This is a genomic window from Chryseolinea sp. T2, from assembly GCF_037203685.1.
Taxonomy (GTDB): domain Bacteria; phylum Bacteroidota; class Bacteroidia; order Cytophagales; family Cyclobacteriaceae; genus Chryseolinea.
The window spans coordinates 41,826-67,849 of the sequence record NZ_JBBCAU010000007.1 but is presented as its reverse complement, the minus strand read 5'-3'; the positions used below and the strand labels follow the sequence as shown (position 1 = coordinate 67,849).

Here is a 26,024-nt window from a genome sequence, read left to right as displayed (position 1 = left end):
GAGTTATTCTCCTCCAAGAACGCGAACCTGATTGGTGCGTGAAGTGTCGGGGTTATTGGCGCGCATGATTTTCATCTTGCGCTTGTAGAGAACTTCCAGGAACGTTTCAAACGGTGGCTTTGCAGTAGTATCTGCGCGGATGATTGAATCGCGTTTTTCTACCGTGTGTCTGATCTGTTCCATGAGGTCGGCATTCAACTCATATAAATCGCAGTCGAGTTCTGCTGACAACTGAGAGGGAAGGGGCTTGAACTTTGCATTGGAGATCTCCTTGAACTCAGGGTCTTTGTTCACCTGCTTAAGAAAGAAGGCGGCCATCGGAAGAGCCGTACTTGATCCCTGCCCAAGTTCGGTCAATCTGAAACGAATACGTGGATCATCGGCGCCAACCCATGTGCCGATAACGAGTTTCGGTGTCATCGCCATGAACCAGCCATCAGCGTTTGCCTGCGTAGTGCCAGTCTTACCTGCCACATCGTTGTAGACGCCATACTTCCAGCGCAATCTCGATGCTGTGCCTTCATGAACTACACTCTGCATCATGCGGGTTACCAATCGTGCGGTCTCAGGCGAGAAGGCGCGTTCTCCTTTTCCCGGCGACTTGAATTCATTGAATGTATTTCCTTCCAGGTCCTGAATACTATCGATGTAATACGGCGGTGACGCAACGCCTTCATTGGCGATGCAGGCATACGCTCCCGTCATCTCAAACAGCGAGATGGATGATGATCCCAGCGCGATCGATGGAACGTCGGGTAGCTCGCTTGTGATCCCCATCTTTCGCGCAAGCTTGATAGTGTTGTCAACACCTGCCTGATCGATAAGTTTTACAGCGACTGTATTGACAGAATATGCCAATGCACCCCGCATGGTATACTCTACCTGGTAATCGTTCTGAGTGTTGCGTGGCGTCCACTTTACTCCTTCTTTGTCGATGTAGGTTTGCTGTCCTGCGGAAATCAGTTCACAAGGTTGAATCCCTTTCTCCAGGGCCATGGCATATACGATCGGTTTGAAGGTGGATCCCACCTGTCGCTTGGTCGTGATCTTCACGTGGTCGTATTGAAAATAGTCGTGGTCAATACCACCTACCCATGCTTTCACGGCACCACTTCCCGGTTCAACAGCAAGGAAACCTGCATTGAGAAATTGAAGGGTGTGCTCAATCGAATCGATCGGACTTATAGTAGCCTCCTGTTCGCCGTCCCAGGAAAACAATCTCATAGGTACCTTCTTCTTCATTACCTTCATGATCTCATCTTCACTCATACCCTGCAGCTTCAGTTTCTTATACCGGGTGCTGCGACGGATTGCTTCCTGAACCACTACTTCCTTGCCCTTCCAGGGTTTTTCCTTTCCCCAATGCTCGAAGAATTGTTTCTGAACAATAGTCATCTGTTCAGCAACTGCATTTTCGGCATACGTTTGAAGTTTGGAGTTTATGGTTGTATAAATGCGCAGTCCATCCGTATACAGGTTGTATGGATTGCCATCGCTTTTCTTGTTGTTCTTGCACCAGGTGAGAAGTTCGCTCTTGAGATATTCTCTGAAATAGGGAGCCAGGCCCATGTGATGTGATACCTTATTGATTTTAAGATCAATTGGTTTTACATACAGAGAGTCAGCGGATTTTTTTGGAAGAAAATTGTACTTCACCATCTGACTCAATACAACATTGCGCCGGTGAAAGGCGCGTTCCGGATATACTCTTGGGTTATATGATGTTGTGGCCTTAAGCATACCAACGAGTACGGCAGACTGATCGGTCGAAAGTCCTGCAGCCGTGGTTGAATAAAAACGCTGAGCCGCTGCCTGTATGCCAAATGTGTTGTCGGCAAATGGTATCGTGTTGAGATACATAGTAAGCAGCTCCTTCTTGCTGTATAACTTTTCGAGGCGGCGGGCGGTGATCACTTCGCGGAGTTTGTTTACCAGCATTGACAACACCCAATAACGTTTTCTGGGATACAGGTTCTTCGACAATTGCTGGGTGATAGTACTGCCACCACCCGACGATTCATCTTGCTGGAGAATCGATTTGAACAATACGCGTCCGAGGCTTATATAATCGACGCCTTCATGCTGATAAAAGCGAACGTCTTCGGTTGCGATAAGGGCATCAATTACCGACGGTGCTATGGCCTCGTACCTGACTTCAGTGCGATCCTGAGTATAATATCGTCCAAGAAGGACGCTGTCGGCACTGTACACCTCAGAGGCCACCTGATTTTGAATGCGACCAAGCTCCGTTTTGCCTGGGCTATCAATGAGCACAACCGTAATGAGAATGAGAAAGCAGGCGAGGGGAGGACCCAGAAAAAGGGTAAGTTTTCGGGCCCGGGGATGCGTACGATAGTATTCCCGGATGCGGTTTATGATGCCGTTTGTGTATTCAAGCGCTGGCTGAATTCCCTCGCGAAACTTCCGCCAATAGGGATGAAGCCAGTGCCATATGCGCTTAAATATCTCGTTCATAACCAGAATCTCCGCAAGGCGGGGCCGAAGTTAGCAAGGCCCCCATTAGGTCGCAAGATATTTCGACTTACCAAAGGGCCCATCAATCCTGCCGTTCGCCGCCAAAAACCGAGCCATATCCATCAACGTTAGGCTTAGCCCGAAAAAAGCCTTAACTTTATTAAACTGTCTCTATTTTTTTATCAGTCGGATGCACAATTCAACTCATCACAGCGCCATCGATCTTGCAAAGATCCGTCAGAAAAAGGTTCGGAAATTCATTAACAATTTTGGACTTCATTCTACATCTGGTTTCACACGTATGCAGTCTGCTGGCTGTACCACTGCGGACGCGGGGCAGTACCATAAGCATCATAAGAAGTTTGTAGTTCGACAACGTCCGGATCTCGTTTGGGATGCCTACATGAAGATCCATCCCCGTGATGCATGGACTGGTGACATGGTGAGCTTCGGTGTGCAATATTGTACCCGAAAAAATCGTGTCCACTATATTCACGATGAGTGCTCCGGCATTGAAGAAGGCCAGATTATCATCCTCAACCTGCGTCTGCTTTGGGGCGCATTGAATATCGCAGTTGCTCATCAGATTGCTGAGGTAAATCACGATGAGATGATGTTCAAACTTTGCTATATGGTTGGAGGTGCGTCGGCGGGATCGCAATGGATTTCGTTAAAGGCTACCAAAGACGGTGCGACCGAAGTACATCACGATACACTTTATAGAAGTGATTCCAACTTCCGCGATACCAAACTCTATCCTGCACTCCATACGAAAGCGATCACGGAGTTTCACGAAAGTGTAAGACGCAAAGCTGAGAATTATATCGGCGCGATAGCCGTGTAGTTTAAGCCCCGCCCATCGACCGGGTGGTCGATGAGCTACGAGCCTGAATCTTTTTACAAACGTTTACCGAATTGGCGATTTCAGCTTAATTCGCTGATGGCCCTATCAGCACGGGTTCTTGCAAGCTTCTTCTTATAGTCGAACCACTTTTCATCATTGATTTTTCGCATGATGTTATCGGTAGTCCGCTGTACCGTCAGGTTCCACAAACCTCCTAACTTCATTGGCAGGCTATGCGCGATGGTACGGATAGCCAGAGCGAAACCGCCATCAAGATACTCCATGTGGTGCCAGTAGCCGCTCGGCATAAACAGTGTATCACCGTGACCGATAGTGGCACTCATTCCCTTTACATATTTCAGACCTGGATATTCATCGTAATCCGGATTGTCGACATCTACCGTTGAGTGAACATTGAATGGAAGCCTGTACAACAATGTTGACTGATCGGGTGCGAACAAAAATACACGCTTGCGACCATGGAACTGTGTCAGGAAGACGTTGCTCATATCAATATCCTGATGCATCCGAACAATTGATTTCGGCGGGCCAAAGAACATGAACGGAATCTTGATATATCCCCTGGCAATTTCAGGGTATCCGAAATCCTTCAGCAGCTCAGGCTTGTGTTTGAATACAGGAAATAGAAAAAGTCTCAGATCAGTTGGCTCACGCTCGATGAGGTCAAGGTATTCGTCGAATCGCATCACCGCATTCGGAACCTGAAGAGTCTTTGAAATGTCTTCTTTGCGATTGCCGTAGAGGCCTACCTCAATGTTTCCCATAGATTGTTTGAAAAAGTCCATAGTCCACTTCGAGTAAGCAGGGTACTTTTTCCAAAGACCGCGAAGAATTACCGGCTTTTGAGGTTTATAATAGTTGCGATAAAACTCTTCCCTTGTTATGGTTGTTCCGTCAACCACTGGTATCGGGGTCTGTACATCCAGCGCCATTCCGTAATGATTTAAGGTACAAAAATAACGCTGTCTCCCTGATTTTAAAAATCTGCGTAGGCGGTGCGGTTCGATCGTTTGAGTTCGGTTATGGCAGACGTTGTGCTGTTTTTCAGGCCGGCATATCCCTTACAGTAATTCAGTACGAGGGAATATTCCCCCAATACATCCATTCCGATTGAGGGCATACCGGACCATGCAGAATGCACAACCCCCACCGGCACACGCCGCAAAAGAAAATCGTGCAGTCGCACTCCATCAGCCCTTACGTTAACTCCTTCAATCGGACCATTCAATCCCCGGCCAAGTATGGTCTGTTTCACATTCTTGAACAGAGCGGTTCCTTCGTTGGTCTTCAGTAACAGACCGAGGGACGAGCCGGTGTCAATCATAATGTCCATTGATTCCTCCTTGCCCTGTATTGAAATTGTTGACTGGATGATCGGGCGGGAATCCTCCACGCGTATAGGAATAAGGTTATAGTCGTCAGGCAGCTGTGCTGTTTGAGCTGGCCGGAAAGTGATTAGCTGCTGACTGTTGTGCAGTTCAATTTCAAACTTGATGAAAATGTCATATCCGATAATACCGTCGACACCAGAGTAAGATCCAAACAGATTTGGATTTGGAACGATCACTACTGGGATGCGCTCTCCAAGCACTGCATCAATGGCAACCTTGTTGCCAAGTGCTATCCTTCCTGATATTGAGTTGCCGGATCCAAGTCCTGAAAACTCCACGCGTTTATCAGGATTAATTTGGAACTCCTTAAGGAACCGCTTTCCAAACAACACGACGTTTCGGCATCCTGTGTCAAGAATGAGATTTACATGGAGACTATCATTAATCGTTACTGGAAGAAGTATGAGGTTATTAGCGCGCTTGTAACGAACAGTAACTTCTTCAATTGAATCCGGGAGGGAAAAACCTGCTTTGGGAATAGAGACGCCAGGGCCGAGAGCAAAAGTATCTGAATACGTGATTACGAGAACCAGCGTAATGAGGGGCAATATCCTGTTCTTGAACATTTGGGTGTGAGCTTAGCGGTAGAAAAGCTACCTCTCGTTCCCCTGCGCAAAAACACGCGTAAAGGCTGATTTTTACTGCATAGCTAAAGCCGATTCCAGCGATATAAATGCAGGGTTACATTCGAATGCGGTATTCAGATGGGTAATTTTGAATAAAAAGCATCACGCACAGCGTGGTATTTTTGGTTGGGAGGGAATGATATAAAATGAAAATCGACCGATCTGAGACCGGTCGATGAGCGATATTGGACAAGTTGTGAACGCTTATTTCGTCTTAGGCGACGCCTTATAAGTTTCTGCAAGCTTAACAGCTTCGAACGCATTCACCAGCCCTCCCGTTGAGCTAAGTGTTGAGAACGGCACCTCTTCGGCAGTACCGGGTTTCGTAACCTTAAGGCCATCAAACTTGCGGGTTGACTGACGAAGGATATCTTTAATCTGAGCAGCATTCAATTCGGGATAGTAAGACAGCAGCAGTGCAGCAACACCGGCAGTAGCCGGTGAAGCAAAGCTGGTACCCTGCAAATCTTCGTACTGATTGTTAGGTACGGTAGAGTACATTTCCACGCCAGGTGCGAAAAGATCCACCGACTTTTTGCCATAGTTGCTGAAGGTGGCCACAAAGTGTTCGTCTGCACCAAACGAAGAAGCACCGATCTCAAGCCAGTTTCTTACTTCACTGCCATTCTTTAAAACCTTCGAAGGATAGTTTTCTTCCTTATCGATGTTGTCGCCATCATTACCAGCAGCATGAACCAGCAGCACTCCTTTCGATTCGGCATATTTTACTGCCTTATCCACAGCTTCCTTCTGAGGAGAGAAAGCCTTTCCAAAACTCATGTTGATTACCTGGGCGCCATTGTCGACCGCATACAGAATAGCGTTGGCAATGTCTTTATCTCTCTCATCGCCGTTCGGAACTGCACGTAAAACCATAATACGCACGTTATCAGCGATACCCTTGATACCAATCTCGTTACTACGGTTCGCACCTATAATACCAGCTACGTGCGTTCCATGACGTGCATCAGGGCCTTCAACATCGTTGTTGCCATATCCCTTTTCGTATAAGTTATTGGGATCGTCACCAACGATCTTGCGCGAATTGAACTCGAGGTTGTATCCGAAGTTTACGGCAGTACCATAATGGTCAAGACCTTCTTCCAGTTGACCGAGATAGCCTTTCAGCTCGTTGAGGAATTCGGAAACGGCAATGTCTCCATCCACGTTTTCAAGAACTTTTGTCAGCGTCTCCTTTGCGAATCGAAGGGTATCGTTTGTAGAATTAACCTCTGCCAGGTTTGACTTCATAATTGCTTTTCCGCCCATGCTTTTGCTGATGATGCTGTCGCAGAAGCTAAGGGTAACATAGGCGTTCTGATAGAGGTCATGCTGCTGCTTATACTGGTCGTACTGGTCTTTGTTGGCCTTGAAATCACGTTCATACTTGGCCTTCACGCGCTGCCACAGAGCAAACTCAGCCTTGTTTTTCTTACTTACTTTTGCTTCGTCAACGTTTTCGTATAAGGCTTTTAAACGAGCGTATTCACGCGTTACTTCATACGTATCTTCGTCCACATTGCTTCCGTCTTTGTTTCCCAGGAAGTTCCATCCGTGAACATCATCGACGTATCCATTCTTATCGTCATCAATGCCGTTGTCAGGTATCTCGTCTGCGTTTGTCCAGATGACATCCCGCAGATCTTCATGTTCGATATCGATTCCAGAGTCGATGACTGCAACGAGAACTGTTTTTGATGGCTTTCCTTTCAGTAAAGTCATGTAAGTTTTCTCTACGCTGATTCCCTGCAGGTGGTCGGCTTCCGGATCCTTCAAAAACCAGTCTTTTGGGACATTTGCCGTATCTTCATTTGCGGTATCGCGTGCAGCTAACGTTTGCCGTTCGAAGGCACTTGCCACGCTAAAACTGAAAACACTTAAAATCATCAGAAAAACACACTTCAGCTTGCGTACGCTCATAATTCGTTGGTTTTAAATGAAATAGGGCTACAATATAACAAGGGTTGTTGAATATTTGCCCGCCTTTATGCTACCGGCATAGCCCGATTTACGACAAAAGTCCTGCCGATATTACGCCCGTGACCCAAAGAGGCAGGCGCTCAAAAGTGCTAATGTCAGAACAGCCATCTTTGAATACTCAACCACTTCAATATATGTATTTCGTTCTGGGATCGGTCGTGACCGTTTTTGCAACATTCTTCGGATATGTTGCAAAGCAGGTCCTCGCGGGTGTGGAAAAACCTGAAACAACTGCTGCAGAGGAACCTCAATCTGTAATGAGGCGTTCTATAAACTGAGATTTTAAGCGTCAAATTATACGCTCATAAAGTCTTATGAAGGCAAATAGTCTGGCATAATGGCTTATTGAGCTACCAATTGGTGACGTTTTGTCTGTCTTAATTTCATGGTACAGACCTTGATCAAAGGTCAATGAAGGAGAATCAGATTATGAAACGAAGTCAATATTTAGACCTGCTTGCTTCCGTAGACATCATGAACGTGTTGAACGGTGGAAGAAGCGAGCCGCAGGTGACACTCAACCAACACGATGACCATCGCGAGATCCGGGTAAAGATCCCGGGTATCGACGCAGAGCGCATCCAGGTTGAAGTTCACAATGATCATGTGTCGATCTTCTATATGATGGACATAGAGTCAGTTGGCAAGACCATGCGTTTGCCTTATTCATTGTACAATAAACAACAGCCTTATTTTATCGACCTGAAGCGAGTAAATGCTACTGTTGAAGGACGTGAGATGGTTGTGAAGTTGCCTTACAACGAACTGGCTAGTGGATATCATCGGAAGGTAGAGTCTTCCTAAAAGAAACTCCGGTCTGCAGAGACCAATAGGGCGGCCGTTGGGCCGGAAGTAAAAAAGCCACGCTTGGAACTTGCTGTTAACGCAGGAACCAGGCGTGGCTTTTTTGGGGAGAAGGAAGAGTATTCTAGACTTTTATATGTCCCCAGTTCTCTCCGGTCTTGATGCGATGAATCTGCATGTCAGATACACGGAATTTTTTTGCAAGTGCCTTCAGTGTAGGTTGCTTCTTGCTCTTGAAGAGGGCGACTTTAATAGATTTCACTTTATCGGCAGTAAGTTTGGGGCCTTCATCAGGACTCATCCGCACAAGAACGTTGGGATCTTTCAAGGCATGCTTGATCTGTTCGTCATGCTTTACCCACTTCAGATTGTTAGCTTTGTTATTCTCTTTTTTGTGATCAACGTGAATAACGAAGTTTGCATCCGATGCTCCTGGCTTGCAGAAGTATTCAGCCACAAGTCTGTGGATGTAATAGTTTTGACGCGTTTCTTCCCGGCCGATGGTAATGCTGGGATAGCCTTGCGTGAGCCGAGGCTTTAAAACATAACCGTCGTCAAGTTTCGACTTGAAGCTGACGATGCGTCCTTTGTCGGACACGGCATACCGCTTGGTGGTTGTGCCTTTCTTTAATTTAAGTTCCTTCCAGGACTCGCCAGAAAGGAGCTTCAGCTTGGGTTCTTTCGTTGTTTTAGCCATAGGTTTACATTAATAAGGGTTCAGACAGTTTCGGAATAAACTTTATAAAGTGATCCTGTATCTGTTTCAAAGTGTTCTTCCCCGACTTATTCGTTATTGCCCTTCCATCCATTTCCGTCACAGGCGTAAGTTCGCCCATCGTCCCCGTTGCGAATACCTCGTCAGCAGTATAAAATTCGGTTAAAGAAAGATTTCGCTCGTGCACCGGCAGCTTTAGCTCCTCGCAGATCTCGAGCACGAGCCTTCGCGTTATTCCGTGAAGGCAGGCATCCGGATAAGGAGTAAATACTGTGCCGTCCTTAATCATAAAGATGTTGGTATCGTGAAGCTCGGCAACGAATCCTTGCCAGTCTAACATAACGGCCGCGTCAACACCCGCAACGTTCGCTTGTATCTTTGCGAGTATATTGTTTAACAAGTTATTATGATGGATCTTAGAATCCAAGAACTGCGGATTGTTTCTCCGTTGCGATGAAGTGACAACGCGGATACCCCTACTGTTGTCATACACCACTGGCTTCCACTCGGCAAGTACGATCAAACATGAGCCTTTCGTATTAAGGCGAGGATCCATTCCCGATGTTATCTTTTCTCCTCTCGTAAGTGTCAGACGAATGTGAGTTTCATCATCCATGCCATTGGCCTCAAGCGTCTCATGGATGGCTTGTTTTATTTTCTGCTTCTCTGGAATATCCGCAAATGCCAAAGTGTGTGCCGAAGCCTGTAGACGATCAAGGTGTCTGTCGAGACAAATGATGCGACGGCCCTTGTAAACGCGCAGCCCTTCCCATACGGCATCACCGCCCTGCACTGAACTATCAAAGACCGATACCTTTGCTTCACTACGCGGCAAAAGCTTTCCGCCGACGTGAATCAGGATATTATCGTTCTTGGTATTATATCGTTGTAACATCTCGAAGACAGGTATCAACCCTATCGCTAGGGTACGTTAATTAATCAATAGCATAACTGCACAACTCATATGGTAGCACCCGAACGGAAGCCTTGTGGGATTGGGTATTCTTAGTTGGCTCCTGGAGTGGACGTATATAAAGTAAGTACTATTTTGGGAATGAATCAAGGACGCACGGCAAAAGGTGCTAATGCTTCGTAGTAAAATTGCGCCTGTTCGTTCAGGTCGTGTAGGCCTGGGGGTAGGGACCTGTCACTCGTAGCTTGCCTCTCGAAGCCCGTCGAGCGGTGAACGTTGGAATACCAGTGAGGCGCCCATACTCCGTCGTAAGTTTTCGGACCCGACGGCCACGTCATCATCTCCGGGAAAAAAGGGATACCTAAACGGTCACATGCCTGCGTTAAAACTGACTCGGGGTTCTCAAGAAGCAGTCCGGTGTCCAGTACCACGGGGTGCCTACCCTGCGCCAGCAGTTTTGTGAATAATTCATGTTGATACACAATCCCTATATCCTTCAACGTAGGCTTCTCAATAACATTTGCGTAGCTGGCAATGATCTGTCGGGGATTGCGGATCAGGAAGAGATTAGTCACGTTGTCAACAAATGATTGGTCCATCACCGCCATATGATGGGCCATATTTTTCAGGAACAATATGTTGTGCGACATAGTCTCCAGCTGCATTCGCACCGCATACTGCGACTGCGGCTGGCTACTCAGCACCTCGTCCCTTCCGGGATGCACAATGCCCGTTTCATGAAGATAGTAAGCGTAGAATGGTTCGTCGACGACCATCGTGTCGGGTCTTTGCGCAAAAGAATACATCAGGGCCGTCGAAATATTCCGGGGGCCTGATATCGAATTGATGATCATTGCTTAAAGTTTGAATTTGTTTTTTCCTGCACTATGGGCGAACCACCCGAAGATATCCCGATCGGAAGCAATAAAAAAATCCAGCGCGCGTTTTTCCCGGCCCGGCGCCAGGCATGGTATTGCGCGACAAAGGAAATTACCTCGACCAGATACACCTTTTTCGTTAGTGTCATAGATCATTTTCGTTAGTTTTGTCCGTATGACGTTTCTGTATCCATCGTTCCTCTGGGCCCTTGCCGCGCTGACAATACCGATAGTCATTCACCTGTTTAATTTTCGTAAGACGACGCGCGTCTATTTTTCCAATACCCGATTCCTGCGCGACGTCAAAGAGGCAACCACGGCAAAGCGGCGTTTGAAGCACTACCTGATTTTAGCTTCGCGTCTACTGTTCCTCCTGTTCCTGATCTTTGCTTTTTGTCAACCCATAATCCCCGCGAGGGAACAACTCGGAAGTAACCGAAACATAGTTCTCTATCTCGATAACTCTCAAAGCATGTCCGCACAGGTCGACGAGAAGACCAGGGGCCTTGATGCGGCCACAAACTTTGCCCGAAACATTGTCGATGTATTTCCTCCCGATACCCGTTATAAACTGCTGACCAACGATTTTGCTCCATTCTCAAACACATTCAAAACAAAGCCTGAAGTCCTGGACATGCTTACGGAGATTCGTCTGTCGCCCGTGAGCAGAACATATCAGGAGATCAGGGATCGTATACGTCAGGACCGTTGGGTAAAAAGTACTGATGTCTTCTGGATCGCCGATCTGCAAAAGTCTACTGCCGGCACCGTCCACGGAGACAGCTCGATGAAAATTCATCTGGTCCCGATTCAATTCAGTGAGCATGGAAATGTGTTTGTTGATTCCGCCTATCTCGAAAACCCATTCGCCGCAGGTGGAGGCAGGAACGTGTTGCACGTTGTGGTTAGAAACGACGGAACCCGCGACATCGATCAACTCAACCTTCGGTTGATGCTGAATAATATACAGGAGGGTACCGCCAGCACTAGTATCTCGCAAGGCGGAAAAGCGGAAGTTACTTTCGATATCGCAACCACGCTCGCAGGCCTTAATGAGGCGCGTGTACTCTTCAATGATTTCCCCGTAACATTTGATAACGAGTTCTTCCTGGCCTTAAATTTTACCAACCGGATCAATGTCGTTGAAATCAAGGCCGACAATGCCGCCACACCTGTTCAAAGGGTATTTGGTAATGACCGGATATTTGCACTTCAGAGTCATGCCGTTAGTAATTTTAATTATAGTTTGCTTGATCAGGCCGACCTGGTTGTGGTCAATGGGCTCAACAGCCTAGACCCTGCTCTAGCCGGTGCGTTGCGCCGCTATCTTGGTAACTTCGGCAGTGTAATGTTAATTCCTGGACCCAGTCCGGACGCCGGAAATTTGAAAACCACCCTACAGCTACCCGCGCTACGGTCAATGCAGGCCAAAGAGCAAACGGAACTGGCTCGTCCTGATTTCTCCAACCCTTTCTTTGAAAATGTATTTGAAGAAAAGTCGGTCGCCATTGCCATGCCCCACGCCTCAAAGATTCTGGACTGGGGTAGCGACAGAACGGCGATCCTTCATTTTCGTAATGAGCAGCCATTCATTTCAAGATTTAATCAGATCGGGCAGTTATATGTTATGAGCTGCGCCCTGGTATCAGCACAAACCGATTTCTTTAACCACGCGCTGTTCGTACCTGTGATGTACCGGATAGCCGCGAGCGGACGAAAGAAGGAGTTCAAGCCTTATTATACACTTCGTGAAAGTAATATCAGCATTCATGTGGATAGCCTTAGGGGAGAAGATCCTTTGCGCTGGATTGGAGCCGAAGAGGTGGTTCCCGCCCAGAGAAAGGTAAACGAAGAGGTGATTTTCGATATTCCAAAATTCTCTGTTAGCAAAGGATTTTATAAAGTCGTTATGAAACGCGACACCGTTAACCTCATTGCCTTCAACCTCGATAAGTCAGAGTCTCTGATGGACCAGTTTACTGCCGAAGAGTTCAAGCAAATGCTCGGGGGCGGTGATAATGTCACAATTTTTAAGGTCGGAAAGCAAGAGGCTTTCAGTAACGAAATAAAGGAGCGATATTTGGGCAAGCCTTTGTGGAAGTATGCGCTGTTGATCGCCATCTTCTTCATTGTGGCTGAAGTACTGCTCATTCGTTTCATGAAGTGAGCAACTTATCGAGTGAGCAGGCAAGGTCCAGCCTCAACTGCTGGTCGCTTGTGAGGTTTACTGAACCCTGGTTAAATGAAAATACTTATCCAAGGTGCCGAAATCATCGATTCGGCGTCCTCGTTCCACAAAAAAATCAAGAACGTTCTTGTCAACAATGGCCGTATTTCCGAGATCGGCGACAAAGCCTTTAGTGCAGATCGTACCATTAAGGCAGATGGCATGAAACTTACAACGGGCTGGTTCGATCTGAGCACATTCGTGGGCGATCCGGGACTCGAACAAAAGGAAGACCTTGACTCGGTGTCTCGTGCAGCGGCAGCAGGAGGTTTTACTGGCCTGGCAGTTTTGCCAAATACTTCGCCGTGCGTCCAGACCAAGAATGAGGTGAGTTACCTCATGCGTAACAACGACACCCATCTCGTGCAGATTTATCCCCTGGCCGCTGTAACAAGAAACAATAAGGGCGAAGAGCTTACGGAAATGCTCGACCTGCATGCCGCCGGGGCCGTGGGATTCACAGATGGTCTAAAGCCGGTTTGGCATACCGATATCTTACTGAAGTCGCTTCAATACCTTCAGAAATTCAACGGCCTTCTGATCGATCATCCGGAAGATACCTGGCTGAATCTTTTCGGCCAGATGCATGAAGGAATAAACAGCACAATGTTGGGCCTTAAAGGAATGCCCCGGATTGCTGAGGATATTGCATTACTCAGAAACCTGGAACTTCTTACTTATGCAGGCGGCCGGCTGCACGTTTCAAAATTATCTTCTGCCAAATCAGTCGATCTCATCAGGCAGGCAAAAAAGAAATTGCAGGTAACCTGTGATGTGGCGGCCTACCAACCTTTACTCGACGACAGTATCCTCTCTGGTTTTGATACGAATTACAAGGTAAACCCTCCGTTGCGGGAGAAGGCCGACAATGATGCGTTGATCAAAGGTCTTCGTGATGGCACTATCGATGTGATCTGTTCGGGACACACGCCGCACGAAGATGAAAGCAAAAGTCTTGAATTTGATCACGCGGATTTTGGCATCATCAATCTCCAGACGTTTGGGGCCAACCTCGTGGGACTCAGCAATAACGTCGACTGGGATGTTTTGCTCCCGAAAGTGACCAGCAATCCCCGGAAGCTATTGGGACTCGAAGTGCCGGTCATCGAAGAAGATACAAAAGCAAATCTGACCCTGTTTGACCCGGCCCGGACGTGGGCGTTTGACGAAAAGTCAAATCACTCAAAATCGAGGAACTCGCCATGGCTCAATACCGAAGTCAGGGGAAAGGTTATTGCCGTATTTAACAACGGAAGAAACCGCATCGAGGAATAGCGCAAGGGAAACCCCAGAAGAAATCAGGAGCCATGTTAAACAAATTGATGCGCATTGCACTTCGCTACGGCCTCATAGGCGGAGGAATTGCTTTCGTGCTCGTCGTCGTGATGTTCTACCTCGGCCGCCATCCCCTTGTGGTGTCGCCATACCTGGACTTCCGGATACTGCTTTTCGGGATTTTTGTATTCTTTGCTTTGAAGGAATTTCGCGACTATGACCAGGATGGCGTTTTGTATTTCGCCCAGGCGATGCTTGGCGGCTTTGTTGTAATATTCATACTAACCGTTCTGGCATCGCTCCTGATATGGGCCTTTGGATCCATAGAACACGATTTCGTTACCGAGTATGTCGAACAGGTGACTACCTATCTGAAGGGCTTCAGTGCCGCCGATATTGAGAAGTTGGGAAAAGATACCTATGACCGTAATTTAGCGTCACTTCCGGCTACTAATATTTCGACATTGGCCTTCACCTACTTCATTCATGGTCTGGTGCTGGGCTTTTTTGTGAACATAGTGCTGTCGGTGATCGTGCGCCGTCAGCCCAAAACTTCGTAACAAACAATTCCCTCTATATGGACGAGATCGAAAACCCTTCAGCAGACAAAAGATCAGTAGGTATTAAGTATGGATTGATTTCGGCAGTGATCGGAATCGTGTTCTTCCTTGTACTGAATTTTGCAGGCCAGAATCCCTACATCTTTAAATGGGGCTGGACAGTTTCGTTGACCACGACAATCATCCTGGTTGTTCTTGCTCATAAGGAATACAAGGAGGGAAATCACGGTTTCATGACCTATGGCGAGGGCATTGGAATTGGCTTTTGGTATATGCTGATTGGTGTCGGCGTGGGCATGTTGTTTAATTATGTCTATGCTACCTTCATTGATCCTAATCTCATGACTGAATTCTATGAAGACCAGTACTCTCAAATGCAGCAGAAAGGCATGGGCGATGATCAGATTGAGATGGCGCTCGGCTTTACCAGGAAGCTTTTTTGGGTTATTGGGTCCGTGGTGGCGTCATTCTTTTGTATGGCAACCGTGCTGATCGTTACTATCTTTACGCAAAAGAGACCGCCGGAACAACGCTAAATTCATGATCAGACCAGACATATCCGTTGTAATACCCGCCAAAGATGAGGAAGAATCCATCCCGGAGCTGACGCAATGGATTGTGCGCGTGATGCAGGAAAATAACTTTTCCTACGAGGTCATTTTCATCGACGATGGCAGCACGGATAGCACCTGGCAACAGATCGGAAATTTAAACGAAGCCAATCCCAACGTAAAGGGCATACGCTTTAACAGAAACTTCGGCAAATCTGCCGCGCTTCAAACGGGATTTAGAATCGCGCATGGCAAAGTGGTGATCACCATGGACGCAGACATGCAGGATAGCCCGGATGAGATTCCCGAGTTGTACCGGATGATCGTCCAGGAGAAATATCACCTTGTCTCCGGATGGAAAAAGAAGCGGCACGATCCGATTTCCAAGACGATACCGTCGCGCTTCTTTAATTACGTTACGCGCGCACTGTCAGGTATCAAGCTGCACGACTTCAACTGCGGCCTGAAAGCGTATCAGTCTGCGGTGGTCAAGAACATCACCGTGTACGGTGAAATGCACCGCTACATTCCTGTAATCGCCAAGTGGGCAGGTTTTGGTCGCATCACCGAAAAGGTCGTGCAGCACCGCGAACGGAAGTACGGCTACACAAAGTTTGGTCTTGAACGGTTCGTAAACGGTTTTCTCGACCTGATCTCCGTCACCTTCGTAAGCCGCTTCCGCCAAAAGCCAATGCACTTTTTTGGAAGCTTTGGCACAGTGTCATTCTTTGTCGGCTTCATCCTCACGGTGAAGTTATTTTGGGACAAGCTCGATGCCCTGTACTTTACGCGAATACCATACAAAAGGGACATTACCAATCAGCCGATCTTTTACCTGGCACTTGTGGCGGTCGTCATTGGTGTTCAGCTTTTTGTGACGGGCTTCCTTGCCGAAATGATCGCCATGCAGTCGTTCGCAAAGCGCGAATACCTGGTGATCGAGAAAATCGGTATAGACGACAAGCCCGTCGGAGTGAATGTTGATGCATGAATGATTCGCACCGGTAGGACACCTGCATGAGCCAGCCCCGTTACTCGATCATCGTTCCCGTCTATAACCGGCCGGAAGAAATTGACGAGTTGCTTTCAAGTCTGCTCAATCAAACATATCGTGATTTCGAAGTCGTCATTGTTGAAGATGGTTCCACCATCCGATGCGACACGTTAATAGACAGGTATCGCGACAGTCTGCAGATCCGATACTTCTTTAAGCCCAACTCTGGTCCCGGCCCAAGCAGGAACTTCGGCTTCGAACATGCCCGTGGCAATTACCTTGTAGTTTTTGACTCAGACTGCCTGCTGCCTCCGGAATATTTCCAGGCAGTGGAGTCATCGTTGCGTATTAATAATTGGGATGCTTGGGGAGGCCCCGACCGCGCTCACGAACGGTTCACAGCAACGCAGCAGGCAATGGCCTACACAATGTCATCGTTCCTTACAACTGGTGGGATACGCGGCAAGGCCGTCCACATCGGCGCCTTCCAGCCAAGGAGCTTTAACATGGGTATGTCGCGGCGGGTGTTTGAACAGACCGGAGGATTCCGTTTTTCACACTTTGCTGAGGACATCGAATTAAGTATCAGAATGCGTCAACTCGGCCTGAAGGTTGGACTCATTACTGAAGCATTTGTCTATCACAAACGCAGGGCTACCTTCGCGCAGTTCTACCGGCAGGTGAGCAACTTCGGACGCGGGCGCGTACAGGTTGGACGGGCTCATCCTAATGAAGTGAAGATCACTCACTGGTTCCCGGCATTGTTTCTTATCGCCCTTGTTGCACTCTTACCTCTCGGCTTAATCAGTACGACGCTGTTTACGATTGGAGCGCTCGGGTTCACACTCTACCTGTCGGCCATCCTGATTCATTCATATCTGCAAACCCGTAATGTGGAAGTTGCTTTGCTTTCTGTTCCATCTGCACTTGTTCAGATGATTGGATATGGCTCCGGCTTTTTAAAAGAAAAGTTTTCATCAACAGACCGTACTGCAAAGAATAAAAGACGGATGTAGTTGTCTGCTCGTCTGTAACAGATGTCATTTAAGGCCAATAATCTGGTTTCGTTAAAACACCTCCTTCACTCCTACAATCAGAACATTGGACATTGGTGAGCGTAAAACCAGCATCGTCTTTTAGTGAAATTCCGATGATGTACCCTTCCGTAAGCTCGGTCGAGTTAATGACACACCGGAAGGCGTTCGGAACGACGCACACCGTATCAGGAGGATTGCATCCCAGTCGCGGCCATATTTCCCTGAATGCAAGGGGTAGTGTCTCGTTGTTGATAAAGATTCTTTTTGAAACCGTATTGGTTGCGCTGAAATATCCGACGGCAATTGGAGCATTTGCCTTCACACGATTAATATTGCCTGTCACTTGTCCTGGTTGTGGGTCGAACAGGCCACCTATGCTTTCGGTCGTCTTTTTCAGCTGCTCCAGATAATGATACTCGTCCTCACTGATCGCCTGTTGCCTGACGAGTATGCTGTATTTTATCTGGAATTTCTGTGAACCGGCAGTGATATAGTGTAGAGGGAACTGGCTGACGATGTCTTCCCGTAGCCTTGACGTTGAGTTAATGATGATCGAGGAAGACGATTGAGTACGCCAGCAATAGAAGTAAATTTCCTCAGGAGTCCGCGCGACAATTGACTTGCCAACAACTTTGTAAAGAGAAAGTGTTGACGAGTGGTAGTTCCAGGTTTCATCGTAGCTCCAGCGATAATATCTGGTTTGGCCCGTCGCATCATGTGCATTAACCCGGATTGTAAGTTGATTATCGTCGGTTACCCAGGTAATACTATCGATTGGTGGTGTTGACCGCGGTGAGACAACATCAGAGTAATATTCAAAGTCACCAGGTGTGACCACGTGCAGGCGGTAGCCGGCATCGTCAAACACTGGAATACCGGAAGTCGTATAGCTGCCATCGCCTTTGTCCGAAAGCGGATAAACAGTCCCTTGAGCATCTTCAATAGAAACCAATGCATGCGTTACTCTGGCAAAGCTATCGGGTTCTGAGAGCGCAACGCCCTGGCTAAGTGTAACGCTTGCATCACCCGTGCTGGTGTCTAAACCTCCATCCACGACCAGAATGTCGACTTCACCTGATTCAATCTCCGGGTAATACGGATCGAGGCACCCAATCATGAGAACAATCGCCGAGATCAAAAGGATGCGAATGGTCATAGGGTGTAATTCCAGCCGTCAATCTTCCCAAAAATCAGGTTTTGTCGTGACACCACCTTCAACCCTACAGTCCGCACATCGTGTGCTGGTGAGAACATAGCCCTTCACAGCGGCCGTTCCCAAAATGTCTCCCGGACGCAAATCAGCTATCGTCATGGCGCAGCCATTGCCTGCCATGCCACAAACGGTGTCAGGTGGTATGCAGCCAAGCGGCGGATAGATCTCGCGGTAGACTTTAGGTAAATCCGAAGCATTGATATAAAAACGCTTACTCGTAGTTCTGCCGACGGAAAAATACCCCAGGGCAACGGGCGATGCGGGCATCACGCGGTTAATGTTACCGGTTACCGCAGTGGGCTGCGGATCAAACAGGCCTCCGATGCTTTCAGTTGTTTTTCGTAACTGTTCGAGGTACTCGTATTCATCTTCGCTGATCGTCCTTTGCTTGAGCAAAATACTATATCGCATTTGCAGCTTTAGCGAGCCAGCGGTGATATACTGCACAGGGAACTGGCTGACAACCGATTTTGATAATCGTGTTGTCGAAGTTGCAACAATATCGTACGATGGTTTTGTATTCCAGCAGTAATATATCATCTCGTCCGGTGTTCGGAATCTCAGCTGACCTTTGCCTATTACGATATATTGAGATAACAAACCCGCATGGTAGTTCCAGGTTTCATCAAAGGTCCAGCGGAAGTATTTGGCCTGATTTGAATCATCGTGCGTGTTTACCCTAACGGTAAGCTTGCTCTCATCGACGATGTACGTTATGCTGTCGATTTCCGGCGTTGGGAGGGGATCGACAAACTCGGAATAATATTCATCGCGTGCGCTGGTAATGACATGAAGACGATAGTGCGCCTTGTCATCAATTGGTACCGCGGCGATCTTATAGGTACCTGAGTCGCCTTCGACCAATGGATAAGTATTACCATTGCCATCTTCAATGGCGACGAACGCGCCGCGAACGGAGGGAAATTCATCCGGCTGATCCAATGTTACGGCTCTGCTGAGCACCACAGAGGCTGTTCCATCCGTGGCGTCCAATGAACCGTCGATTACCAGGATGTTGACGTCGCCCGGTTTGATTGGCGGTATATAAGGATCAAGACAACTGGCGAGAATAGCAAGACACGCCAGAACGACGATGCGATTGCGCATAACATTCTCTTTACAACTAATTTACTAACTATTTAGCACTATTCATTCAGGCTTACGACCTGGAACCGGTTCACAGCACTTCCAACCGCTCCTTTGGTGCTCATCCCTTCAATCAGCACTTCGTAGTCGCCGGTTAAATCCGATGTGTAGAATTCCAAAAACTGCTTTCCCTGATTGTCTGTTACAATTGAAGGCGCCCAGAATAGTCTGTCCCTTTGATCGGGCAGTCGCGACTCACGTTGCTTCGCATTTTCGTATTTCGGCGCATAGTATTCCCGTTGCATCTGCAATCCTTCGTAGTCTATAACAAGGCAATGAGGATCAATAGTGAATCCTGAAAGATCTCCTGCATATGTAGTGTAGCTCACGATTCCAGGCAACGAGAGTACACCCATGTAATATCGGCGCGTTACCACCTCAAGCTTTTTAACTTTAAGAGGATCGTATGCCATAATCTTATCAGCATCAAAGAGTGGCAATCCATCAAGCATGATGAATGGATCTTCGGAGAATGTTCCTTTGTTTACAACGTCAAGGTTGATGAAGTGAAATCCATCACGGCGTTTTCTGACGAGTACTCCGGGAACATATTCACGCATGATTTCTTCCATCACAGGAAACCGCGTATAATCATCGAGGTAATAAGTGGCATCTGCTTTTCCATAGAACGCCGTGGTGTCAATAGCAACGCTCCTGGTTTTTACCCCCTTGTCCTGGTAATATATGTCCTGAACCTGCATGCTGAAGCTTCGCGCTGCCAACGTTTCAGCAAGCTTCGGGCTGATCGAAAAGGGCGTAAAACTATACCTGGCAAACTGATCGCTGAAAGGGCTTGTGATGGTTACACGGCTTGTACTGTCCTTCGATAGATTGGTTTGAACAGCGATCCGCCGGAAGCCGCTAAAGTCTTTCATCTCAAACTGAACATTGCCCTTCGAATCACTGATTGATCCGTACACCTGAATGTTTGTTCCTGGCGCCGATAAATAGGTAAGCTTGTTCCGCTCTGGATTTCCTGCAGGATCAATAACTTTTCCTCTGATGATATGCCCGCGCAATTCAGGAATAAAAGTTATAGTCGGTGTTTTACCCTTTGAAACATCCGACCAGGAGAAATGGCGCCATCCATGGGTCAGCATAATGTTCTCCAGTGTAGCATATTTTTCCGGTGTAATATTCAAAAGAAAATCTGAAGGCAACGCCGGAACATTCTGCAGGTCGGACTCAAGCCATATAGAATTTAGTATACGACTTGTATTGTGACGCAGTGAATCGCGGCGGTACACGGCAACGGAAAGGCTGGCGGCAGCCACCGGACCATTGCTGGCTTTCACATCGATATCCATCCTCACTTTCCGGCGAACACCATACTGCTGCTGCGTAAATTTGCCTGCTATAGCCAATTGACGTTTGACGGGCGCGAAGTAGAGTCGCTCGCATACTGGCTGCATCGATCCGTCGAACATGGTTATTTGTGATATTCCTTCAGCGAAAGTGCTTCGTGGAACTACTACCAGCGCCTTGCCATCACGAATCCGTTGTACCCGCGCAAGCGAAACAATGTTTCTTGAATGAATTACAATGAATACATTTTGTCCATCGTCCTGAACATTAACTTTTCTAATCTTAAGAGCTATCAGATCCTGCGTGCTGTCTTTTACGGCAAGACTGTATCCGGCAGCAGCAGAGGCAGGAAGCGCAAATTGTTTCTGGCCGTCGCTTCCTGAAAGAAAAGCTGTGGGTTGCTGGCCGGAGCTCGCTGTTAGCTCAAATGTTCCCATCCCGAATTGATCGGGTTTGACTACGGTTGTATCACCGTTTATAATCTTCAGGGAAAGTTGACTTATCGAGTCACCAGGATTTACTATGCGGTAAGCAATGCGTGTACGGACACCGTTGATCAACGTGCCACCCTCCGGGAAAAACTCAACCTCAGTTTTTTTAGCTGCCGTTCGTTTCTCCTGGTCCAGGCGTCTGAACGAGTTAATCACACTAATCTCCTTATGGAAGTAATACGACGGATCAAAATTCTTCATCCAGGCCGTATAGACACGTATCACATAGTTTCCTGAAACAAGCGATGCTGGCATAAACAGCGAACCGCTGCCGATGCCATTGTTCAGGGCGATCTTAGTTTGGAGCGTAGCATGATTGACATTGTCCAGCACCTCAACATACGCCACCTTGCTCATCTTTGACGGCTCGTGCGAAGAAGCATTAACCGCGTACACCGTGAACCAAAGCGTTTCGCCTGTGAGACAAACATCCTGATCGAACCTCGCGTAGACTTTTTCTGTTGTGGCAACTTCGCGATAGGACTTGAACTTCCCAATCAATGAATCCAATGCTTGTTGCTGTGCCTTGGATGTAAGCGTGCTTAATGCTAAGAGGCTAATCAGAAAGAAGCAGGCCCTGCAATTGGCGACAACGGAATCATTTAAATCAAAAGACCATTTCATAGTGTAGTGTCTATGGCCAGAAATCAGGTTTGGTCAATACTCCGCCCTGCGTGCGGCAATCGGCGCACGAAGGTGACGTTAAAGTAATACCCACGAGTGATATGCCTTTATAAATCGCGCTTCCAAGCATCACTCCTTCATTTAGATCGGCGAATGTCATCGTACAAATCTTTAATGAACCCGGTGCGGCACACACAGTGTCTGGTGGATAACATCCCCCCTGAGGAACTGAAAACTGCCATTCGTCGGGTAGGTCAGAGATACTAATGAAAATGCGTTGCTTTACTGTGTTACCCACACCAAAAAATCCGACAGCAAGCGGAGTGGATGGATCGAGCCGCTGAATGTTGCCAGGTACCTGTGAGGGCTGCGGATCAAATAAGCCACCAACACTTTCTGTGGTCTTTTTTAGCTGTTCGAGATAAGTATACTCCTCTTCGCTGAGTCCGCGTTGAGATACCAGGATGCTATACTTCATGCCAAGTTTCTGAGAACCCTTTTTAATGTAGGCAAGGGGTGCCTGGCTAATGATGTTCTCACTCAACCGCACGGTTGAACCAATTATGATGTTGGTGGAGGGCTGCGAATTCCAGCAGTAAAAGATCATCTCATCGGGTTGACGGTCTACCCAATTCCGGCCAACAACTTTGTATTGTGACAGCACAGCGGCATGGTAGGCCCATGTCTCTTCGTAAGTCCATCGAAAATACTTCGTCTTGTTTGAAAAATCGTGCGTATTCACCCGTATGGTCAGTTCGTCGTCATCGGTAATCCATCCAACGCTATCGATCGGAGGAGTAGGGTAGACCCCCATCAGGCTGGATTGATATTCATTACCGGCTTGTGTCCGGATGTGAATCCTGTACTGTGCGTCGGTGTGAACAGGCACCCCGGTTACGCTGTAGTGACCGGCACTGTCTTCGTGCAGCTGATAATTTGAACCGGCGTCATCGAGTAGGGTTACCGTTGCATCGGTTTCGGCATCCGCTTCTTCTGTCGAGGAAAGAGGTATTGCCTTGCTCAGCACAACGGTAGCTATGCCGCCATTGGTATCGAAAAATCCGTCTACTACAAGGATGTCTACGTCGGTTTCAGAGACAGGTGGAGAATAAGGATCCAAACAGCCCCCGCATACAAGAGACACAAATAATAACAACTTTGACCACTCGCCGCGCATATCAGAATTTGAAGTTGTAAGTAATTGTCGGAATAGGCTGTCCAAATACCGACAGCTTATAGCCATTAACCTGGCCATTTTCAGATCTGAAAAACACCGAGTAAGCGTTTCGCCGGCCAGTAAGATTGTACACAGCAAAAGTCCATGAACTGTGCGCAAGCTTTTTTATTTTGTGATTGCCTTCGACGTTGATTGAAACGTCAATTCTGAAATAGTCAGGTATACGATACTGGTTCCTGTCGCTATAGTAAAGTCGCGTGCTGCCGCCCAGCTCATACTTCGCCAACGGCAGGGTTATTGGACGACCTGTACTGTAAGTCGTATTAAGCGAGAAATTGAATCGGCGGCTGAATTTGTAATTACCTACAAAGTTAACGGCGTGTGGTTTGTCATAGCTGCTGGGATACCAGGCGCCCTCATTAACAGTCTCTGACTCATTATCACTTTTTGCCTGCAGAAACGTGCGCGACCAGGTGTAGCTGATCCAGCCGTTTAACTTACCAGCTGCTTTTTTGATCATGAACTCGGCGCCATAGGCCTTGCCCTGAGCGTTCACCACATCGGTTTCGATGTGGTGATTCAACAACAACGATGCTCCATTCTTAAAGTCGAGGCTGTTCTCCATCGTCTTGTAATAAGCCTCAACAGATACGTCTATTGTACTTTTCCGGAGCGTCGCATAGAAGCCCAGAGAATACTGGTCGCCGATTTGTGGCTTGACGTAAGTGTCAGACAGCTTCCATATATCTGTGGGTGTGATGGCCGTGGTGTTGGACAACATCTGAATATACTGTCTCATACGATTGTAGCTGAACTTCACAGACATCTTATCGGTGAGGCTGTATCGGGCCGAGAAGCGTGGTTCTGCACCATGATAACTCGCAATGTTTTTTCCTTTGTCATAGTGCAAAGTATCCTGGATCACAGATGCATCCAGTGCAGCTCCTGCAGGATACGTATAAACCGTCTTTGGTCCGAGATACTGATAGTACGAATAACGAATACCCGCATACAGGGAAAGCTTTGGAGACGCTTCAAAGTTGTCGCCGATGTAAACTGCACTTTCCTGGCCCTGCTCATGTTCCAGTACATCTGACATCACAAGTGACTCAGGTCCCTCAGGCTGCAGATTGCCTGGCTTCAACTGATATCTTACAGAGCTCAGACCGGCAGAAATGGTGTGCTTCGAATTAAGAAAATAATTGAAGTCAAGCTTGCCATTGAGCTGCCTCACTTCAAAATTCATATTGAACGCGTTCACAGGATTCGCGTCGCTTTGAACAGCATACTGATACCTGCTAAATCCACCCGTGAGAACAGCAAACAATCGATTATTAAAAATGTGTTTCCACTTCACGGAAGCATTCCTGTCGCTGTAGCTATACGAAGTATCCTGATCAAGTTTGAATTTATCGCGGCTCATGTATCCTGACAGATACAGATTGTCCTTCTCGCCAAACTTATGAGAGATATTTAAATTCACATCATAGAAGGAAGCCTTGCTGTCGTTAAGCCTTGGATCGTCAAGCTTTGTCAGGATCCAGTCGGAATAGGTTGTGCGTGCACCTATCAGGAATGATGTTTTGTCTTTTATGATGGGACCTTCCAGGGTAAGCCGCCCGGTAATAGGGCTGATACCACCTGAACCGGAGATCTTCTTAAGATTACCTTCACGGGAGCTTACATCAAGCACTGAAGAGAGTCGCCCACCGTAGTCTGCCGTGATTCCACTCTTGTAAAGCTCGACGTTCTTGAGTACATCAGGATTAAACGTCGAAAAGAATCCAAACAAGTGAGAAGGATTGTAAACAACGGCATCATTGAATAAAATGAGATTTTGATTCGTAGCGCCACCACGAACGTTAAGCCCAACGGTTCCTTCGCCAACAGTTTGCACACCAGGTAATGTGAGCACTACTTTCATGATATCAGTTTCACCAAGTGCAAGCGGCATGTTCTTCATCGTTTTGATGTCGAGTTTTTCAAGGCCCATGGCAACACCGGTTACACGAACATCCTTTTCAGATTCAATAACAACCTCTTTGAGAGGCGTAACATCCTGCTCTAACTCGATTTCAAGTTTGCCATCGCCGTAAACCATGATGTGCCGAACAGTCGACTTCATTCCAATACTCTTGATTTTCAGCTCATGTCTGCCTTTGGGAAGCGTCAGTGAATAGTATCCAAACTGATCAGTCGAAATTCCAACCATTGGATTCTCTACGTAAACGGCAGCGCCAATAACGGGCTCGCCACTGGCCGCATCGCGAACACTACCTGCAATGGTACCGTTGCCCACCATGTTTGTGCTTTTGGGGCCAATGGAATACAAACGCGACTCAGCCAGCTTCTTTTGCTTTTCGCGTTTCTCGTATTCTGTGTAGTCGAAGGCTGGCCCGGTCTGAATACGGTTCTGAGGACCTCCCTGGTTGAAAAAGTCATCAGGAAGCGCTGCCATGATTTCACGTCCCTGTGTGACGAAGATGTTGTTATGGCCATCAACAGCGAAGTGAAGGTCCGTACCCGAAAAGATTTCCCCTAATACAGCTGCTACTTCACTATTTTGAAATGACATACTTACGCGCAGGCTGTCGGTAGCGCGGTGATCGTAATAAAAGTGATAGGGAGTTTGCTTTTCAATATCAAGCACGATTTGTTCGAATCGGACACTGTCATACGTGCCTGAAATCAAACGCAAAGTCTGCGCGCTGGCAGGAAGAGCAGCAATCGTGATAAGTATGCAAATGACTGTCCAACTGTAAAGTCTCTTCATACCG

Annotated in this window: 20 protein-coding genes; 8 read left to right on the top strand and 12 right to left on the bottom strand. The window is 47.5% G+C overall.

Translation table 11 applies throughout. The features are described from left to right. Window positions 1-3 precede the first annotated feature (3 nt). The gene (locus WBG78_RS21420; protein ID WP_337328537.1) at window positions 4-2,475 is read right to left on the bottom strand and encodes a transglycosylase domain-containing protein; all 2,472 of its coding nucleotides are present in this window, start codon (window positions 2,473-2,475) and stop codon (window positions 4-6) included. A gap of 190 nt (window positions 2,476-2,665) precedes the next feature. Between WBG78_RS21420 and WBG78_RS21415 the strand changes: the two genes are divergently transcribed. Then, complete coding sequence (locus tag WBG78_RS21415; protein WP_337328536.1) at window positions 2,666-3,319, top strand: hypothetical protein; 654 nt, start codon at window positions 2,666-2,668, stop codon at window positions 3,317-3,319. An 80-nt stretch (window positions 3,320-3,399) separates the two neighbouring features. Here the strand turns inward: WBG78_RS21415 and WBG78_RS21410 are convergent, their stop codons facing one another. The 3 genes from WBG78_RS21410 to WBG78_RS21400 form a co-directional block, all read right to left on the bottom strand. Beyond that, window positions 3,400-4,272, bottom strand: a complete 873-nt coding sequence (locus WBG78_RS21410) for a cupin-like domain-containing protein (protein WP_337328535.1) — start codon at window positions 4,270-4,272, stop codon at window positions 3,400-3,402. A 44-nt stretch (window positions 4,273-4,316) separates the two neighbouring features. Beyond that, entirely contained in the window at window positions 4,317-5,297 is a 981-nt protein-coding gene (locus WBG78_RS21405; RefSeq protein ID WP_337328534.1) for an aspartyl protease family protein, read from the bottom strand. A gap of 264 nt (window positions 5,298-5,561) precedes the next feature. After that, window positions 5,562-7,277, bottom strand: coding sequence for a S8 family peptidase (locus WBG78_RS21400; RefSeq protein ID WP_337328533.1), 1,716 nt, complete (start codon window positions 7,275-7,277; stop codon window positions 5,562-5,564). 489 nt (window positions 7,278-7,766) lie between these two features. On the opposite strand from WBG78_RS21400, the gene WBG78_RS21395 reads away from it, so the two are divergent. Further along, complete coding sequence (locus WBG78_RS21395) at window positions 7,767-8,141, top strand: Hsp20/alpha crystallin family protein (RefSeq protein WP_337328532.1); 375 nt, start codon at window positions 7,767-7,769, stop codon at window positions 8,139-8,141. Between the two features lie 124 nt (window positions 8,142-8,265). On the opposite strand, the gene WBG78_RS21390 is transcribed toward WBG78_RS21395, so the two are convergent. From WBG78_RS21390 to WBG78_RS21380, 3 genes are all read right to left on the bottom strand, one after another. Next, window positions 8,266-8,838, bottom strand: coding sequence for an NUMOD4 domain-containing protein (locus WBG78_RS21390; RefSeq protein WP_337328531.1), 573 nt, complete (start codon window positions 8,836-8,838; stop codon window positions 8,266-8,268). Between the two features lie 4 nt (window positions 8,839-8,842). Further along, on the bottom strand, window positions 8,843-9,751 hold the full coding sequence (locus WBG78_RS21385; protein WP_337328530.1) for an aminotransferase class IV: 909 nt from the start codon (window positions 9,749-9,751) through the stop codon (window positions 8,843-8,845). A 164-nt stretch (window positions 9,752-9,915) separates the two neighbouring features. Next, window positions 9,916-10,623 (bottom strand): sulfotransferase family protein, encoded by a 708-nt coding sequence (locus WBG78_RS21380; RefSeq protein WP_337328529.1) that lies wholly within the window; start codon window positions 10,621-10,623, stop codon window positions 9,916-9,918. A gap of 199 nt (window positions 10,624-10,822) precedes the next feature. Here WBG78_RS21380 and WBG78_RS21375 point away from each other — a divergent pair, with 199 nt between their 5' ends. The 6 genes from WBG78_RS21375 (at window position 10,823) to WBG78_RS21350 (ending at window position 17,270) form a co-directional block, all read left to right on the top strand. After that, window positions 10,823-12,814, top strand: a complete 1,992-nt coding sequence (locus tag WBG78_RS21375; protein ID WP_337328528.1) for a vWA domain-containing protein — start codon at window positions 10,823-10,825, stop codon at window positions 12,812-12,814. A gap of 75 nt (window positions 12,815-12,889) precedes the next feature. Further along, complete coding sequence (locus WBG78_RS21370; RefSeq protein ID WP_337328527.1) at window positions 12,890-14,149, top strand: dihydroorotase; 1,260 nt, start codon at window positions 12,890-12,892, stop codon at window positions 14,147-14,149. A 32-nt stretch (window positions 14,150-14,181) separates the two neighbouring features. Next, the gene (locus WBG78_RS21365; RefSeq protein ID WP_337328526.1) at window positions 14,182-14,709 is read left to right on the top strand and encodes a DUF4199 domain-containing protein; all 528 of its coding nucleotides are present in this window, start codon (window positions 14,182-14,184) and stop codon (window positions 14,707-14,709) included. 17 nt (window positions 14,710-14,726) lie between these two features. Next, entirely contained in the window at window positions 14,727-15,245 is a 519-nt protein-coding gene (locus WBG78_RS21360) for a DUF4199 domain-containing protein (RefSeq protein WP_337328525.1), read from the top strand. 4 nt (window positions 15,246-15,249) lie between these two features. Continuing rightward, window positions 15,250-16,251: a glycosyltransferase family 2 protein gene (locus WBG78_RS21355; RefSeq protein ID WP_337328524.1), complete on the top strand. Its 1,002-nt coding sequence runs from the start codon at window positions 15,250-15,252 to the stop codon at window positions 16,249-16,251. 26 nt (window positions 16,252-16,277) lie between these two features. Then, on the top strand, window positions 16,278-17,270 hold the full coding sequence (locus tag WBG78_RS21350) for a glycosyltransferase (protein ID WP_337328523.1): 993 nt from the start codon (window positions 16,278-16,280) through the stop codon (window positions 17,268-17,270). Window positions 17,271-17,298: 28 nt separating this feature from the next. Here the strand turns inward: WBG78_RS21350 and WBG78_RS21345 are convergent, their stop codons facing one another. The 5 genes from WBG78_RS21345 to WBG78_RS21325 are packed head-to-tail and all read right to left on the bottom strand — an operon-like array spanning window position 17,299 to window position 26,020. Continuing rightward, window positions 17,299-18,447, bottom strand: coding sequence for a DUF4249 domain-containing protein (locus WBG78_RS21345; protein WP_337328522.1), 1,149 nt, complete (start codon window positions 18,445-18,447; stop codon window positions 17,299-17,301). 18 nt (window positions 18,448-18,465) lie between these two features. Then, on the bottom strand, window positions 18,466-19,611 hold the full coding sequence (locus WBG78_RS21340; RefSeq protein WP_337328521.1) for a DUF4249 domain-containing protein: 1,146 nt from the start codon (window positions 19,609-19,611) through the stop codon (window positions 18,466-18,468). Window positions 19,612-19,649: 38 nt separating this feature from the next. After that, window positions 19,650-22,070 carry a hypothetical protein gene (locus WBG78_RS21335; RefSeq protein WP_337328520.1) on the bottom strand — a complete coding sequence of 807 codons (2,421 nt, stop codon included), beginning with the start codon at window positions 22,068-22,070 and terminating at the stop codon, window positions 19,650-19,652. Between the two features lie 10 nt (window positions 22,071-22,080). Beyond that, on the bottom strand, window positions 22,081-23,247 hold the full coding sequence (locus WBG78_RS21330; RefSeq protein ID WP_337328519.1) for a DUF4249 domain-containing protein: 1,167 nt from the start codon (window positions 23,245-23,247) through the stop codon (window positions 22,081-22,083). A 1-nt stretch (window position 23,248) separates the two neighbouring features. Beyond that, window positions 23,249-26,020, bottom strand: a complete 2,772-nt coding sequence (locus WBG78_RS21325; RefSeq protein ID WP_337328518.1) for a TonB-dependent receptor — start codon at window positions 26,018-26,020, stop codon at window positions 23,249-23,251. Window positions 26,021-26,024 lie beyond the last annotated feature (4 nt).

Excerpts from the sequence above, each read along its gene's own strand:
- WBG78_RS21420 (WP_337328537.1), bottom strand. The coding sequence starts at position 2,475 with ATGAACGAGATATTTAAGCGCATATGGCACTGGCTTCATCCCTATTGG.
- WBG78_RS21415 (WP_337328536.1), top strand. The coding sequence starts at position 2,666 with ATGCACAATTCAACTCATCACAGCGCCATCGATCTTGCAAAGATCCGT.
- WBG78_RS21410 (WP_337328535.1), bottom strand. The coding sequence starts at position 4,272 with ATGGCGCTGGATGTACAGACCCCGATACCAGTGGTTGACGGAACAACC.
- WBG78_RS21405 (WP_337328534.1), bottom strand. The coding sequence starts at position 5,297 with ATGTTCAAGAACAGGATATTGCCCCTCATTACGCTGGTTCTCGTAATC.
- WBG78_RS21400 (WP_337328533.1), bottom strand. The coding sequence starts at position 7,277 with ATGAGCGTACGCAAGCTGAAGTGTGTTTTTCTGATGATTTTAAGTGTT.
- WBG78_RS21395 (WP_337328532.1), top strand. The coding sequence starts at position 7,767 with ATGAAACGAAGTCAATATTTAGACCTGCTTGCTTCCGTAGACATCATG.
- WBG78_RS21390 (WP_337328531.1), bottom strand. The coding sequence starts at position 8,838 with ATGGCTAAAACAACGAAAGAACCCAAGCTGAAGCTCCTTTCTGGCGAG.
- WBG78_RS21385 (WP_337328530.1), bottom strand. The coding sequence starts at position 9,751 with ATGTTACAACGATATAATACCAAGAACGATAATATCCTGATTCACGTC.
- WBG78_RS21380 (WP_337328529.1), bottom strand. The coding sequence starts at position 10,623 with ATGATCATCAATTCGATATCAGGCCCCCGGAATATTTCGACGGCCCTG.
- WBG78_RS21375 (WP_337328528.1), top strand. The coding sequence starts at position 10,823 with ATGACGTTTCTGTATCCATCGTTCCTCTGGGCCCTTGCCGCGCTGACA.
- WBG78_RS21370 (WP_337328527.1), top strand. The coding sequence starts at position 12,890 with ATGAAAATACTTATCCAAGGTGCCGAAATCATCGATTCGGCGTCCTCG.
- WBG78_RS21365 (WP_337328526.1), top strand. The coding sequence starts at position 14,182 with ATGTTAAACAAATTGATGCGCATTGCACTTCGCTACGGCCTCATAGGC.
- WBG78_RS21360 (WP_337328525.1), top strand. The coding sequence starts at position 14,727 with ATGGACGAGATCGAAAACCCTTCAGCAGACAAAAGATCAGTAGGTATT.
- WBG78_RS21355 (WP_337328524.1), top strand. The coding sequence starts at position 15,250 with ATGATCAGACCAGACATATCCGTTGTAATACCCGCCAAAGATGAGGAA.
- WBG78_RS21350 (WP_337328523.1), top strand. The coding sequence starts at position 16,278 with ATGAGCCAGCCCCGTTACTCGATCATCGTTCCCGTCTATAACCGGCCG.
- WBG78_RS21345 (WP_337328522.1), bottom strand. The coding sequence starts at position 18,447 with ATGACCATTCGCATCCTTTTGATCTCGGCGATTGTTCTCATGATTGGG.
- WBG78_RS21340 (WP_337328521.1), bottom strand. The coding sequence starts at position 19,611 with ATGCGCAATCGCATCGTCGTTCTGGCGTGTCTTGCTATTCTCGCCAGT.
- WBG78_RS21335 (WP_337328520.1), bottom strand. The coding sequence starts at position 22,070 with ATGAAATGGTCTTTTGATTTAAATGATTCCGTTGTCGCCAATTGCAGG.
- WBG78_RS21330 (WP_337328519.1), bottom strand. The coding sequence starts at position 23,247 with ATGCGCGGCGAGTGGTCAAAGTTGTTATTATTTGTGTCTCTTGTATGC.
- WBG78_RS21325 (WP_337328518.1), bottom strand. The coding sequence starts at position 26,020 with ATGAAGAGACTTTACAGTTGGACAGTCATTTGCATACTTATCACGATT.